Origin of the sequence: Desulfosporosinus sp. I2 (assembly GCF_000960765.1) — a bacterium.
GTDB lineage: Bacteria > Bacillota > Desulfitobacteriia > Desulfitobacteriales > Desulfitobacteriaceae > Desulfosporosinus.
In genome coordinates this window covers 16874-30886 of the sequence record NZ_JYNH01000011.1, presented here as the reverse complement: position 1 = coordinate 30886, position 14013 = coordinate 16874, and the positions used below count along the sequence as shown (strand labels likewise).

Sequence of the window (14013 nt, the reverse complement as noted above, 5' to 3'; positions counted from 1 at the left end):
TAGTTCCTCAGTCTCCAAAGCCAAGACAGACTTACCCATCCTCAGAAGTTAATGGTTTCTGATCTCTGGCCTCTGACCTCTATCTTCTGGACCGGCCTCTGATTTCTGTACTTTGCAGCGTTGGCAGGATGAAACTGCGCCATGCTCAACAGGACATTCGGCCTCTCTGCTACTACATGGTTCTGCATGAATTAGGACAAATGTTTGATGTAACCTCTCATTAATTTCCTGCTCTATCCTGTCACAAAGTTCGTGAGCATCAACGACTGAGGTGTATTTAGGAACGACCAAATGTAAATCAACATGTCTTTCCGCTCCGGCCTTCCTTGTACGAAGTTTGTGAAATTCCACAAATTCGTCCGCATGAAATAAAAGGACTTCGGCAATAATCTCACGTTCTTCATCTGGTAAACTGACGTCAACCAGTGGTGAAAATGCTTTCTTCGTCAAGTCAAAGGATGCCTTGATAATCATCATAGCAACCCCCAGCGCTATGATCGGATCTAGGATCATCCACCCCGTAAACTTAATCAAGAGTATCCCTATAAAAACTCCAACTGAGGTAAAAACATCAGTCCTTAAATGCATAGCATCCGCTTCGAGTGCTACTGAATCAGTCTGCCTGGCTACCTTCATAAGTCGTGTTGAGACGATCAAATTAATAATTGCTGAAACACCCATAACCACTAAACCTAAACTAAGACCCAAATCTGAAACATGTCCGCCTTCTCCATAAATAATATCCATAACTTTCTGAAACGCTTCCACGATAATCATTAGAGCAGCCACAAATATTAAAGCAGCTTCAATTGTACCAGAAACATTCTCAATTTTCCCATGTCCATAGGCATGACCTGAGTCTGCAGGCTTTCCCGATTCCCTGACTGCAAAAAGGGCAATAAAAGCCGCCACTAGGTCAATGCCAGAATGGATTCCCTCTGACAGTATACTTACCGAGCCGCTACTTAACCCGATCACAATTTTACTAAACGTTAAGAAACTATTTGATGCGACAGATAATGAAGCCACCTGTGTCTTCTCATCCACGTCATTACTCTCCTTCGCCTAAAACACTACTGATTAGATTATGGCAACACATAAAAATAGGACTCCTTATATCAAGGAAGTCCCGCGGATCCTCCGCTGCCTCAAACCATGAAGCCCAGCTATTGCCTGACATAGATAGTCTATGTATAAGATATCAAAAATGTAACTCTAAAGCAAGACTAATTCTGGATTAGACTGTTAAGAAGTTCCCATAGAAGATAAATACTGCTCCGAGAAACAAGCGCATAATCGTAATAGAAAAACTTTTTATAACCTGACTCTTCTTATTTTTAGGGATAAACCCTGTCCCAACCACCATGACCCAAGCAATTATAGCGGCAAGTGGGGTAAGAAAAGCACCAAAGAGCACTAAACTGACCACACCTCCGACCAGTCCGTTCACCTTCTGACCTTCATTGGCTATTCTACCAAGGATGAGTAGAGATATTATTCCAACCGTTCCTCCAATAAGCAGGGGTATTTGCCATTGCCAAAACTGTGCCCCCTCATTAAAACGATAATTGAATCCACTTAAAACCATTGTGGCTAAAACTGTTCCCCATATCCCGCCGAAGAAAATGATTCCTGCGGAAAGAATAAGTACCCCTTCAAATAATATTAGTTCAATGAATCCCACGAACCTCCCTCCCCCTCTTCGCTTGTGGTAGTATAACCTAATCATCAGCAACCTAATCACACTCTTACATCAACCGTTTTATCAACGGTAAATATTGGAACTATTTCCCAGCACTTTTCATATTCTGTATTAGCAATAGCTACTAATAAACCAAATTGTGAACAAAAGGAGGTTTTCTCTATGTGGTGGGGTCGCTGGGGTGGTTTCCCTTGGTGGGGCTTTGGATTTGGTCCATGGTGGGGCTTTCGTCGTTGGTGGTGGTAAGTGTCACTAAGCCGGAAAAACTAGATTCGTTGGATGTCATTGTTTAATCTCTATTCTTATAACTTGTAATAATTTAAGAATTGGTAATTAGAGGATCGCTATGTTCAAAATGTTAGCGATCCTTAGTCTTTATAAAGACTAAGGAAAATAGAATAATTATCCGCTAAGGGTTTCAAACACATGAAATTTCACTGCCAATAGAGGACCCCTAAATAAGGGTCCTCTACAAATTCGATCAGAGATGGTTTAAAAGATAACCCCTAAGGCGATCAGAATTAAGATTGCAATTGCAATGATCCCAGCTCCTGCAAATCCACCAACGCCAGCTCCATACCCGTACATAAACTCACCTCCGCGTGTATTCACTCTACCTTATTAGTTTTTAGAATACGATTCCCATGGCAATAAGCAAAAGAATAATCACGACAACGATAGCGATTCCAGCGCCAATTCCAGCTCCACCTGCAAACATAGTTTTAACCTCCTTAAATTTATTGTTTAGAAAATTACTCCTAAAGCAATTAAGATCAAAATAGCAATAGCAATAATCCCAACACCCACGCCAACTCCGACGGGTGCAACGACAGGTGCGGGTGCGCAACAACCCACGCCATATCCTGGACGAGCAGCTCCATATCCGTACATGATTTACCCTCCTTTATTTTTCTATTGTTTAGATTAATAGATTTAGAATACAATGCCCATTGCAATTAATAAGAGAATTATCACTACAACAACTGCAATTCCTGGTAAAAAGTTCGGTCCACATCCACATGCAGCACCATCTACACCATCAACGACGCCTGCCCCGAAAGCCATATCGAACAACCTCCTCTTTCCATAATCTGGGTTTTTATTGAGCTCACAGTAAGATATGTCAATCAAAGTTCAAGTGTTAACATTTTCCAGTTGCTCTTCATGTCCTATCAGAAAAAAATAAATACCGCGCTCTTGTTTGAGAAGCGGTATTTTAAAATTAGTAGTTCCAGTTTTGTAAGCGCCGAGAAAATTCATTTTGACCCATATTAGCATAGCAATAAATACGTTGAATTTGCCTTGCATCTGAATTTGGGTTTGCCCAACCCCGTTCGGTAGTAAAAGCCATTAAATATCCAGTATCCCTGACTGCTTGTAAAACAGCCGAGTCAAAGTCTCCATAAGGATATGCTAAGAAATCCACTGTCTTTCCGAGTCCAAGTTCTAAAAGTTCCTTGGAACTTTTTAGTTCGTGCAACAAGGTTATTTCATCTATTTTAGATAAATATGGATGGGTATCGGTATGTCCCTCAATCTCCCATCCACTGGCAACGAGTTCTTTAAGCTGTGGCCAAGATAAAAAATCTTCTCCCCCTATATAACTAGAGACCATGAAGACCGTTGCGGTGAACCCATATCTTCTCAAGATCGGGAACGCAGTCGTATAATTATCGAGATAACCATCGTCAAAGGTAATCACAAAGGGTTTGGGTGGTAAGCTAGCACCTTGATAAAAGGCTCTGTATAACTGATTTAAGGTAATACTTTGGTAACCATTATCACACAAAAAGTCCATCTGAGCCTCAAACTGGTCTGGGGGCATTCTCACTTCATTTTCCGCCTCCAGCATAACCGAATGGTAATACAAGATAGGGATTGGTTGTCGTATAAGTAAACCTGGAAGATCCGGTAAATCCCTCAAGTCTTGCGAGTTTGATGATTTATTCCACGGTTCCCTAGATTCCTTTAATACCGATTCAAAGGCAGGCTTAGATTCTTGATCAGAATCTGTCTGATATATTGACCCCAGTCTTGATGTATTAGATGTCAAGGCTTCAACTGTTGATTGCGAGGAAGTTTCCAAGCCTTTGCAGCCATTAATTCCCAATACGAGAGAAAAAACAATCAGTATTCTTACTATTTTGTTTACCATCGTCTAGTTGCTTACCCCTTTGCACCATTAATCTGAAACACTACTAGACTATTTTAACATATAAATCCATTTCCTCAATCTATTTCTGCAGAGGTTTTCCTTAATCGTTATAAAGAAAACTTGGCTAGCGCCAAGCCTTGGCGAAGGCGGTCGCCTTAGTTGCACTTATGCTTCCAGAAAGTATGTAACGAAGTTATACTTTCTGACTAGTATAAAGAAAACTTGGCTAGCGCCAAGCCTTGGCGAAGGCGGTCGCCTTAGTTGCACTTATGCTTCCAGACGAAGACACTGTCTTCGCACGTATTAGCCTTCTCGCAGTATGTAACGAAGTTATACTTTCTGACTAGTACTAAAAAGAGACCTCGAGAATATTCTCGAGATCTCTTTAATCACCAGGTTGTTCGTGATTAACTTGCGCGAACCGCTTTACCACCTTTACGTGACTTCTTTGTTCGTATCTTAATTTCCAAGAGGATTTGGCTGGCGATAAAAATCGAGGAGTAAGCACCACTAAATACCCCGATTAACATAGCTAAGGAGAACAATCTTGTCGATTCTCCGCCCAAAATAAAGATCGAAAATAGGGCAATCAGTACTGTGATAACCGTGTTGATAGAACGGCGCATAGTCTGCCAAACAGATTTATCCACCATATCTTCATAACTGTCTGCCCGTTTCAGCTTACTCTCGTTCTCGCGAATCCGGTCAAAGATAATCACGGTATCGTTGATTGAGTAACCAAAAACGGTTAAGATGGCCGCAACAAATGTAGAGTCGACCTCCCATTGAAACAATGAGAAAAGCCCGACAACCACTAAGACATCGTGTAATAAAGCAATAATCCCAGAGATTGCAAAACTAAACTGAAACCTAATCGTAATATAGCCAATCATCAAACCCATGGCAATGAGTAAGGCCCAAAAGGCATTTCTAGTCAGCTCTTGTCCCATCGCCGGGCCAACTTTATCCTCTTTCAGAGAGGCTTTATTGTACTCCCCAACCTTAGATTGTAAGGCACCCAGTAGTTCATTGCGTTTCGCTTCTTCAAGCGCCTCTGTTCGAATGAGCGCTGAGGTCCCCCCATTAGACAATTGCACGGGCCCCTCAAGTCCTACTGATTTCATCGTATCTGTAATTGCAGCCTGTGAAACCTGCTTATTGAACGTTATATCGAGCATTGTCCCGCCCTTGAAGTCAATCCCTAAATTAAGTCCCTGCATGAAAAGGGAGATGATCCCGGGAATTACTACGATTAACGAGATGACAAACCACCAATACCTTTTCTTGACAATATTAAAGTAAAGTGGATGTATTTTCTTCACTTCATCGTAAGTCGCCGGATGTCCAGTTTTCATTATACATCATCCCTCCTAACGCCAAACCATGTTGTGTTCATTTTTGGGCTAATTCCCACGGTCCAACGCAACACAAGTCGAGTAAAGGTAATTGCCGTAAACAAGCTGGCTAAAATCCCAACCCCTAACGTTAAGGCAAATCCTTTGATGGAACCAGTCCCAAAGTAGTAAAGAGTAACTGCTGCAATGAGTGTGGTTACATGAGCATCAATAACTGTGATAAATGCGCGGCTAAAGCCAGATTCTACACCGGCTCGCAAAGATTTCCCAGCTCTTATTTCCTCTTTTACACGTTCATATATAATAATATTAAAGTCCACTGCCATCCCAATCGAGAGAATAAAACCAGCGATGCCCGGAAGCGTCAATACTACTCGAAACATCCAGAAAACCCAAAGAACAATCAGGGAGTATACGATCAATGAGAAATCCGCGACAACCCCTGGTAACCGATAGAAAACTAACATAAAACCGAAGATAAAGATCAGACCGTAGGCCCCTGCATAAATACTTTTGTTCAGAGAGTCAACCCCTAACGAAGCTCCCACCTGACGCTTTTCAGCAATCGTCATACTCACGGGCAATGAACCAGAACGCATGAGAACAGCGTGGTTCGCTGCTTCCTCTAAGGTTCCATACCCTGTAATCTCCGCTTGACCATTAAGAATTGGAGTATTGACTGTCGGATTGGTTAAGAGTTTATCATCGAGATAAACTCCAAGTCTTTGACCGATGAGCTTAGTCGTTAAATCCGCAAACTTTTTGGCACCTTCCGTTGAGAAGGATAAATTAACGACGTACCCACCATTTTGACCTTGTCCGCCCTTAGCATCCTTAAGATCATCCCCTTGTATCACAACATTCCCTTGAGGATCTCTAAAAGTTAACTTAGCCGTCGTTTTCAAGATATCGACTGCTTTGTCTGGGTCGGTAACTCCGGCCAAATCGATGATGACTCGCTTCTTATCATAATCCGTTTGGACTATAGGCTCAGATACCCCCAAATCATTGACCCTTTTTTCAATGATCGCCTTCGCTTTGTCGATATCATCTCTTGTAATTGCAGCGCCATTTTTATTAGGCTCGGCTTGTAATACTAAGTGCACTCCACCGCGAAGGTCAAGTCCCAACGGGATGCCCTTTCCGGGATCCACTAGGGGTTTAATTGATAGTGCTACAGCTGCTGCCACTAATAGCACCAATGCAACTAATTTAATGATGTTTCCCCGTCTCATCTACGTTCCTCCCTTTTAATATGATGGACTTGCCCATACCACCATTCCCCATTATAAAACTTACTGGAATGCCATGTCAATCATAGGAAACTAATGGCATTAGAGTAATTTTACTTCGTTAATCTTTAGTTCAAATTTAGTAAGCAGAAATTCTGCTGCTTTGCGTGACAAAAGCATCCGAGCAAGAAAAATCTCAAAGTACTCCATAACTGGGCAAATCTCGGTATCAATCGTGAGTTCTAAGGCAATACGTTCTTTGGGATAGACGCGCAGAAATGAACGTTCAACCGCATAATTGACCCGATCATGTATATCGAACTTGGCTAGGTCAGGGTTACGAACTCGCGAACGATGAACGTCCGATTTATCGGCTAGAATCAAGGCAGCTGAAATAACATTGACTGGGTTCCCATCCTGCTCATCATGATTCCCAATCGCACCAATGATGATGGCAATTTCCTCCGGCGGCATTTCATGTCGTTCAAGGATCCCTGCTGCAAGAATTGCCCCTGAATGAGCATGGGCCACACGATTCACAGCATTCCCGATATCATGTAAGTATCCTGCAATGGCTGCCAGTTCGCACTCCCTTTCAGAATGCTCCATTTTTATCAGAAGATTTGCAGCAATATGAGAAACAAGCCCTGAATGCCTTAATCCGTGTTCAGTATAACCGATGGCTGCCAGATGACGGTTTCCAGCCTCAATTAAGGCGTGAACATAAGGATCTGCTTTAATTTCTTGTAGAATAACCTTTGCCAACCGATATCCCTCCAATAATTCGCAATCGATAGCAATTCATTCCGATTATACCCAGATCATCGACTAGCCCATAGTTTGCCCAGGCACCCACCACAGCACCTAAACCTGGTATAAGCTGAAGCGTTTTTCGGAAATCTATCGCATCCCGGTACTCCCGCTGAAACTGTTCCCAATCGATCTGATGTAAATCTCCTGCTTCAGCTGGCCAACTTCCTAAGTTCTCCTCCCAATTGAGAATAACCTGGAATAGTTCAGGGCGTTTGGCCTGACTGGAAAAGGCCAATTGAAAAACATATAGCAAAAATAAGCGTTCCCGATAATCCTTGGTTGAAAACCCATAAATATGAGCTAACTCAAAGAGGAACTTCATTTTAATAACTATTAAGGCGGGAAAATCAGCAACTGCCAGAGTAAAACCACCTGCGCCCGCTCCAGCCCCTTCAGCAGCTGCAATCTTTCGATATTTTGCAAGAAGTTTCTGAGCCTTTTGGTCACGTTCTTGTAACCTCACCCCATAAAAGGTTGGGCTTTTAGGAATATACTCAAGTCCAAGTACGACCGATTTCACCAGTCCTTTAACCGTAGCAGTAATAACAGTATGAACCTTTTCCGGAATAATTTTATCATTCACCTTCGTTTGAAGCACCTTCGAGGCGCGTTCTAACAAGCCTGGCCTTTGTAATAATTTTGTTCTCCATAAATTCAGTTCTCGTCTAATATACTCTTCGTAGATTTGATCCTCATTATTCTGATCTCCGTTCAAAGTCACCAGGACATCCTCCTATTTTAAGCAAAATATGCTTAAAAGCAAGTGGTTTAGTGCCACTTGCTTTTAATTAAAAAGCAGTCCCTATCTGATCCCCGACGTTCTGCTCAGCTGATCGAGTTCGCTCCGTGACCTTTGTTTTTATTGATCCTTTTCCAAGCTGATATCACGATTTTCGACGCTCACTATGCCACTTTTAGCCATTTCAACTTCTACCTTATCAGCAATTTGCAAAATAACGGAGTCATCCTTCACTTTGGATATTTTTCCATAGATTCCTCCAGTTGTGATTACCTGATCTCTTACACGCAAACTGCTCATCATTGCTTGACGTTTTTTGGCCTGCTTTTGTTGGGGCCGAATCATAAGAAAATACATAATCCCAAAAAAGACCGCGAAATATAGGACTAAGGTTAATGTCTGTTGATTCATTAAAAATTCCTCCTTTTATTTATCACTAAACTATTCACCATATCAGGGTAAAAATCCTTCTGTTATTATAGAAAACTTGGCTTAGCCTTCAGTCTTGCTCATATCCGTAGTCTGCAAAACATGTTTGACGGTATTCCGGTAGACGATCTTCTTTGATCGCCTCACGGATCTCGCGCATTAAGATTTGCAGATAACGCAAGTTATGAATTGTCATTAAACGCAAACCTAGGATTTCTTCGGCCTTGAGCAAATGCCGAATATAGGCTCTAGAATAATTACGACATGTATAGCAATCGCAGGATGGATCGATCGGACCAAAATCTCGTGCAGATCCAGCATTGCGAACAATTACTTTGCCATAACGAGTCATCGCAGTCCCATTGCGCGCAATTCGAGTCGGGAGTACACAGTCAAACATATCAATCCCCCGCATAACCCCTTCAATAAGAGCATCAGGAGAACCTACTCCCATGAGATACCGCGGTTTTTCTCGAGGAAGTAAAGGGACCGTATAATCTAAAACTTCATACATCATTTCTTTCGGTTCTCCAACACTTAAACCTCCAATAGCATACCCCGGCAAATCTAATTCAATAATCTCAGCAGCACTTTGACGTCGAAGATCTTCATACATGCCTCCCTGAACAATTCCAAATAACGATTGGGTTTCCGTCGTGGTCAACGTCTCCTTACACCGTTTAAGCCAACGCGTAGTCCTCTCCAAAGAATCCTTGGCATATTCGTGAGTACAAGGATATGGTGCACACTCATCAAAAGCCATTACCACATCTGATCCCAGGGCCATTTGGACCTGCATCGAGATTTCCGGGCTTAGGAATTGGCGTGAACCGTCGATATGGGATCTGAATTCAACGCCTTCTTCCTTGATGGTACGCATATCACCCAAGCTAAAAACTTGAAAACCACCGCTGTCCGTTAGAATGGCTCCGTCCCAATTCATAAAACGATGGAGTCCACCCGCTTCCCGAATTAGTTCATGACCGGGACGTAAAAAAAGGTGGTAGGTATTACTTAAGATCATCCCTGCTCCGATCTCTCTAATCTCCTCAGGAGTAATAGTTTTAACTGTTCCCTGAGTACCTACCGGCATGAAAACAGGGGTCTCCATTACACCATGTGGAGTATGTAATTTTCCCAAACGTGCTTTCGTTCGGGAATCTTCTTTAAGTATTTCCAAATGAACCGCAGTCAAACCCTTCACTTCCTTCAATTTAATCGAGGCGCGAGGTTCGAGGTTCGATGCGCGAAGTCCGAGCTCTATTTTTCGCGCTTCTCGCCTCGCGCATCGCACATCTCACAAGATAAGCATCGCATCTCCAAAACTATAGAACCGATATTTTTCCTGAACAGCTAACTCATATGCTTTCAATATAAATTCACGCCCCGCCAAGGCACTGACTAACATCACTAGAGTTGACTTGGGAAAGTGGAAATTTGTTAAGAGTGCATCAACTATTTGAAATTTATAGCCCGGATAGATAAAAATATCCGTCCACCCTTCTCCTGCTTCAACTTGTCCATTCTTTCCCACAGATTCTAACGTACGTGCTGCCGTCGTACCCACCGCAATCACTCGCCGTCTCTCTTGTTTTGCAAGATTAATTCTCTCCGCCGACTTTAAATCGACTCGGTAATATTCCGTATGCATCTCATGTTCACGAATATCATCCACTTTAACTGGACGAAACGTACCTAACCCGACATGGAGAAGAATCTCTACGATTTCCACACCTTTTTCTCGGAGTTGATCCAAAAGTTCAGGCGTAAAATGCAACCCTGCTGTTGGAGCAGCAACCGACCCCCGTTCCTTAGCGTAAACAGTTTGATAGCGTTCTTGGTTTTCCAACTGGGCAGTAATATAAGGGGGCAGAGGCATCTCCCCAAGCAAGTCCAGGATCATTTCGAAAACCCCTGAGTATGTAAACTGGATTTGCCGGTTTCCGTTTGCCAAGACTTCTTGAAGTTCTCCAACTAAGATACCATTGCCGAAATGAACCTTCTGACCCACTTTAAGACGTTTTCCAGGCTTAACCAACGCCTCCCAAACATCCAATTCCAGTCTTTTTAAAAGGAGGACTTCGATCTTCGCTTCAGTTCCCTCTTTCTCTCCGACTAAACGTGCGGGAATTACGCGAGTATTATTGAGCACAAGTACGTCACCCGATTTTAATAAGGTCATTAGATCTCTATACGTATGATGTTCAATCGATCCCTGGTCTCGATTAAGCACCATTAATCGAGACCTATCTCTCGGTTCCACCGGATGTTGAGCGATTAACGCTTCTGGTAAATTAAAATCAAACTCCGCAACATTCAACGACGAATTCTCCTTTTTTAGTCAACACACTTTAAACAGATTTATGACCCCTCAGAAATAAGCGTGTTGTTATAATAGAAATTTATGATGTCTTGATAACTGTACCCCAATTGGGCCATATGGTAAGCACCCCATTGGGACATCCCCACTCCATGCCCCCACCCACGACCATTAAATATGAATACCCCAAACGGTTGGGGTTCCGCCGTCGTTCCTAGCGAGGTACTGAGAATTTTTGATAGCAAGGGGCCTTGCTCCTCTTGATTCCCCTTGGTTGATCCCTGATCTCCTAATGTTTCGAGAAAGACCGTTAATCCAGTTCGCCCAAGCAAATCTCGTCTTGGGGCAACAACTTGAGCCTCAAAAAAATTCCCCAGAAAAGCTTCCGTTCGAATAGGCTGCCCAAAAGGATAAAATGCTTTGACAAACGCTCTGCCTTTAACTTCCTTAGTAGATCCAAATCCATCTTTCATCCTTACACTTTTTACCCTACCAGAGGGGAACTTGTCAAGCTCAACGCTTTGCACAGGGCCTAATCCAAAGGTTGAACCGAGGAATGGAGCAGAGACAATAAACCTCCAATGATCGACCGGACCCCCGACTCCTTTGGAAAAGGGATCAGGTTGGGATATATTGTGGGTATCAGGATTCCCCCATACATTGTCGGCGTCCTCAGTATATCCCCCGCTATGTGAAGAATAAAGGGCATCGATAGGTTGTCTAGTTTGCGCGTCGACTAAGATTTCGCCCCGAGTAGCTTCAACAGCTGCAGTAGCTTCCCCTTCCACGTTCTTACCCGCGTAGGCCTGATCAATATCAGGAGAATCTGTAATCATTTTCTGGCCATTCTCTGAATGTTTGATAAGATAAGTCCGAGCAGCGACTGCTTGTGCCTTAAGAGCTTCTGTCCCACTCTTTGCCCATTCGTTGCTCATTTCGATAGGTACAACCCCTTTTAGGTAGTCTTCGCTATCGAGCTGATTAATTAATCGCCAATGACCCTCTTGCCAATTGAGTTGAACCCCCCCACGATATACTACCTCTTTATCCTCCGGGGTTTTTACACACAGGTTACCTGATCTAAGCGCGATAATTTTCAATTCAGACCCACTAAAAACTTGAAAATTCTCATGGTTAACCCGTACCACAGGAGTCCAGCCCCCCCAGCCCACCTGAAGAGTGGAGCTCGCCGAAAATTTAACCGTTGTATTATTCATAACAAGTAGATAATCCCCGTTTAGAACATCTATCTGTATCCATCCGGCCTGACCTAATTTCCATACTAGCTCGACCGAAACCATTTTAGCCTGACACGGTGTTGCTTGGATCAGCCCAAGTACTAACAAAGCCAACCACAAAAAGGGTAACCGACACACAATCCGAAGCATGCTCTTCACACCCTTTCTTATACTGTCAGAAAGTTTACGTATTGGTGGAAGCGAAGTTTTCTTATGCTCAGATTACCCCTTTTTTTCTGCAACCATACTCATGAATTTTTTATTCCTTAGTCCCCCAGGCCCTTTTGAGGTAGGGAATACCCTAAATGTTGATAGGCTCTTGTTGTAGCCACCCGTCCTCTGGGAGTACGTTGTAGGAATCCCATCTGCAACAAAAACGGCTCAACAACATCCTCTAAGGTTTCTGATTCCTCGCCAATCGTTGCCGCCAGCGTTTCTAAGCCCACAGGACCGCCTGCAAAGATCTCGATGATAGTCTTCAACGTCTTTTGGTCGATATTGTCCAATCCAACTGGATCGACTTCCAACCTATTTAGGGCCTCTCGGGCAATCGTTTGGTTGACAACGCCGTCTTCCCAAACCAAAGCGAAGTCCCTGACTCGCTTCAACAAGCGGTTCCCCACTCTGGGTGTCCCGCGGGAACGACGTGCAATCTCGTCTGCTCCATCGTCGGTAATTTCTACTTTCAAAATACTGGCTGTGCGCAGGACGATTTCTTTTAAATCCTCAACTTCATAAAATTCCAGACGACTTATCACTCCAAAGCGATCCCGCAAAGGTGAGGTTAATTGTCCCGCCCGAGTAGTAGCCCCTACAAGCGTAAACGGTGGCAGGGACAAACGGATCGAACGCGCACTTGGCCCTTTTCCGATCACAATATCCAGACACCCATCTTCCATCGCCGAATAAAGGATCTCCTCGGTCGTACTACTCAAGCGATGGATTTCATCAATAAAAAGTACATCCCGCGGCTCTAAGGCCGTAAGAATCGCAGCTAAATCCCCAGGACGTTCAATTGCTGGACCGGACGTGGTACGAATACTAACGCCCATTTCTGCAGCAATAATGTTGGAGAGGGTGGTTTTTCCCAAACCTGGCGGCCCATATAATAAGACGTGATCCAGCGCCTCACCGCGGGTAGCAGCGGCTTGAATAAAAATACTTAGATTATCTTTAACTTTTCTTTGCCCAATATAATCAATCAAGCGCTGAGGGCGAATTCCTTCCCCTTCATGATCTGTCAGTTGCTTTTGTGGAGCAACCAGACGCTCTTCCATTCTCTGTCCCCCTCACGTCTCCATCAAAATTCAATATTAATACAAAGCGGGTTTATTCGCAATGATTTCACCCATCTTTAACTGGCCACTCCCCTTTAACCTAATCACCTGAAACGCCACAAAAAACAGTGCTTAAGTCCACTGTGAATTCTGGGAGTATATCGACAGGGACGGGGTCGGGAAATGCATATATTTTAGGTTTACCATATTCCCCGTTGCGTAATGTAAAAACCATAAGAGTTCGATCTGTTGGATGAGCAACCCAATATTCTTTAACCCCAGCCCGCTCATAGAGTCGAAGTTTTACGATCAAATCATGTTTAGCCGTGGTGGGTGACAGAATTTCGATGATTAAATCGGGTGCTCCCTCACATCCCCTTTGATCCAGCTTTTTAAGATCACATACAACTACTAAATCGGGTTGTACTACAGTCTTAGTTTCTTCTGCACTCTCGTCCTGCCATGGAAGACGAACATCAAAGGGGGCAACGTACACTTTACAAGTCTTACCTAGGAGATAATTAGAAAACTGTCTTCCCAGCTCCATGAGAATTTCTTGGTGTTGCCGGGATGGGGCAGGTGTCATGTCAACAATCTTACCTTCAATCAGTTCCCAACGGCCATTATCCCATTGCAAGTAATCTGCGTATGTATACCCATCTAACTTTTCACTAGCCGATTTGCCCACAGTCTGATCCCCCTTTACAACAAACTCTAATACCATATTATACCATAAAGAATAGAAAAGCTCCC

General features: G+C 43.4%; 16 protein-coding genes. 1 reads left to right on the top strand and 15 read right to left on the bottom strand.

Features of this window, described 5'->3' with window-relative positions:
• Positions 1 to 48: 48 nt before the first annotated feature.
• Together UF75_RS04970 and UF75_RS04965 are read right to left on the bottom strand one after the other, a co-directional pair.
• Positions 49 to 1047, bottom strand: a complete 999-nt coding sequence (locus UF75_RS04970; RefSeq protein ID WP_045573500.1) for a cation diffusion facilitator family transporter — start codon at positions 1045 to 1047, stop codon at positions 49 to 51.
• 190 nt (positions 1048 to 1237) lie between these two features.
• On the bottom strand, positions 1238 to 1684 hold the full coding sequence (locus tag UF75_RS04965; RefSeq protein ID WP_045573499.1) for a hypothetical protein: 447 nt from the start codon (positions 1682 to 1684) through the stop codon (positions 1238 to 1240).
• 182 nt (positions 1685 to 1866) lie between these two features.
• Here UF75_RS04965 and UF75_RS30685 point away from each other — a divergent pair, with 182 nt between their 5' ends.
• Positions 1867 to 1995, top strand: coding sequence for a hypothetical protein (locus UF75_RS30685; protein WP_282433771.1), 129 nt, complete (start codon positions 1867 to 1869; stop codon positions 1993 to 1995).
• A 451-nt stretch (positions 1996 to 2446) separates the two neighbouring features.
• Here UF75_RS30685 and UF75_RS28945 read toward each other — a convergent pair whose 3' ends face one another.
• The 13 genes from UF75_RS28945 to UF75_RS04905 form a co-directional block, all read right to left on the bottom strand.
• Complete coding sequence (locus UF75_RS28945) at positions 2447 to 2593, bottom strand: hypothetical protein (RefSeq protein ID WP_197079324.1); 147 nt, start codon at positions 2591 to 2593, stop codon at positions 2447 to 2449.
• A gap of 42 nt (positions 2594 to 2635) precedes the next feature.
• The gene (locus UF75_RS30680) at positions 2636 to 2767 is read right to left on the bottom strand and encodes a hypothetical protein (RefSeq protein WP_045573498.1); all 132 of its coding nucleotides are present in this window, start codon (positions 2765 to 2767) and stop codon (positions 2636 to 2638) included.
• Between the two features lie 157 nt (positions 2768 to 2924).
• On the bottom strand, positions 2925 to 3857 hold the full coding sequence (locus UF75_RS04955; protein WP_045573497.1) for a polysaccharide deacetylase family protein: 933 nt from the start codon (positions 3855 to 3857) through the stop codon (positions 2925 to 2927).
• 407 nt (positions 3858 to 4264) lie between these two features.
• Positions 4265 to 5212: a protein translocase subunit SecF gene (gene secF / locus UF75_RS04950; RefSeq protein WP_045573496.1), complete on the bottom strand. Its 948-nt coding sequence runs from the start codon at positions 5210 to 5212 to the stop codon at positions 4265 to 4267.
• Positions 5212 to 6447 (bottom strand): protein translocase subunit SecD, encoded by a 1236-nt coding sequence (gene secD / locus UF75_RS04945; protein ID WP_045573495.1) that lies wholly within the window; start codon positions 6445 to 6447, stop codon positions 5212 to 5214. Before secD ends, secF begins: the two co-directional genes overlap by 1 nt.
• A 99-nt stretch (positions 6448 to 6546) precedes the next feature.
• Positions 6547 to 7209: an HD domain-containing protein gene (locus tag UF75_RS04940; protein ID WP_045573494.1), complete on the bottom strand. Its 663-nt coding sequence runs from the start codon at positions 7207 to 7209 to the stop codon at positions 6547 to 6549.
• On the bottom strand, positions 7181 to 7978 hold the full coding sequence (locus tag UF75_RS04935; RefSeq protein WP_082075015.1) for an EcsC family protein: 798 nt from the start codon (positions 7976 to 7978) through the stop codon (positions 7181 to 7183). Before UF75_RS04935 ends, UF75_RS04940 begins: the two co-directional genes overlap by 29 nt.
• Positions 7979 to 8116: 138 nt before the next feature.
• Positions 8117 to 8407 (bottom strand): preprotein translocase subunit YajC, encoded by a 291-nt coding sequence (gene yajC, locus UF75_RS04930; protein WP_045573493.1) that lies wholly within the window; start codon positions 8405 to 8407, stop codon positions 8117 to 8119.
• An 88-nt stretch (positions 8408 to 8495) separates the two neighbouring features.
• Entirely contained in the window at positions 8496 to 9620 is a 1125-nt protein-coding gene (gene tgt, locus UF75_RS04925) for a tRNA guanosine(34) transglycosylase Tgt (RefSeq protein WP_045573492.1), read from the bottom strand.
• Positions 9621 to 9722: 102 nt separating this feature from the next.
• The gene (gene queA / locus UF75_RS04920) at positions 9723 to 10745 is read right to left on the bottom strand and encodes a tRNA preQ1(34) S-adenosylmethionine ribosyltransferase-isomerase QueA (RefSeq protein ID WP_045573491.1); all 1023 of its coding nucleotides are present in this window, start codon (positions 10743 to 10745) and stop codon (positions 9723 to 9725) included.
• A 41-nt stretch (positions 10746 to 10786) separates the two neighbouring features.
• Complete coding sequence (locus UF75_RS04915) at positions 10787 to 12133, bottom strand: SpoIID/LytB domain-containing protein (protein ID WP_045573490.1); 1347 nt, start codon at positions 12131 to 12133, stop codon at positions 10787 to 10789.
• Positions 12134 to 12249: 116 nt separating this feature from the next.
• On the bottom strand, positions 12250 to 13260 hold the full coding sequence (ruvB, locus tag UF75_RS04910) for a Holliday junction branch migration DNA helicase RuvB (protein ID WP_045573489.1): 1011 nt from the start codon (positions 13258 to 13260) through the stop codon (positions 12250 to 12252).
• A gap of 100 nt (positions 13261 to 13360) precedes the next feature.
• Positions 13361 to 13948, bottom strand: coding sequence for a Uma2 family endonuclease (locus UF75_RS04905; protein ID WP_045573488.1), 588 nt, complete (start codon positions 13946 to 13948; stop codon positions 13361 to 13363).
• Positions 13949 to 14013: the final 65 nt, after the last annotated feature.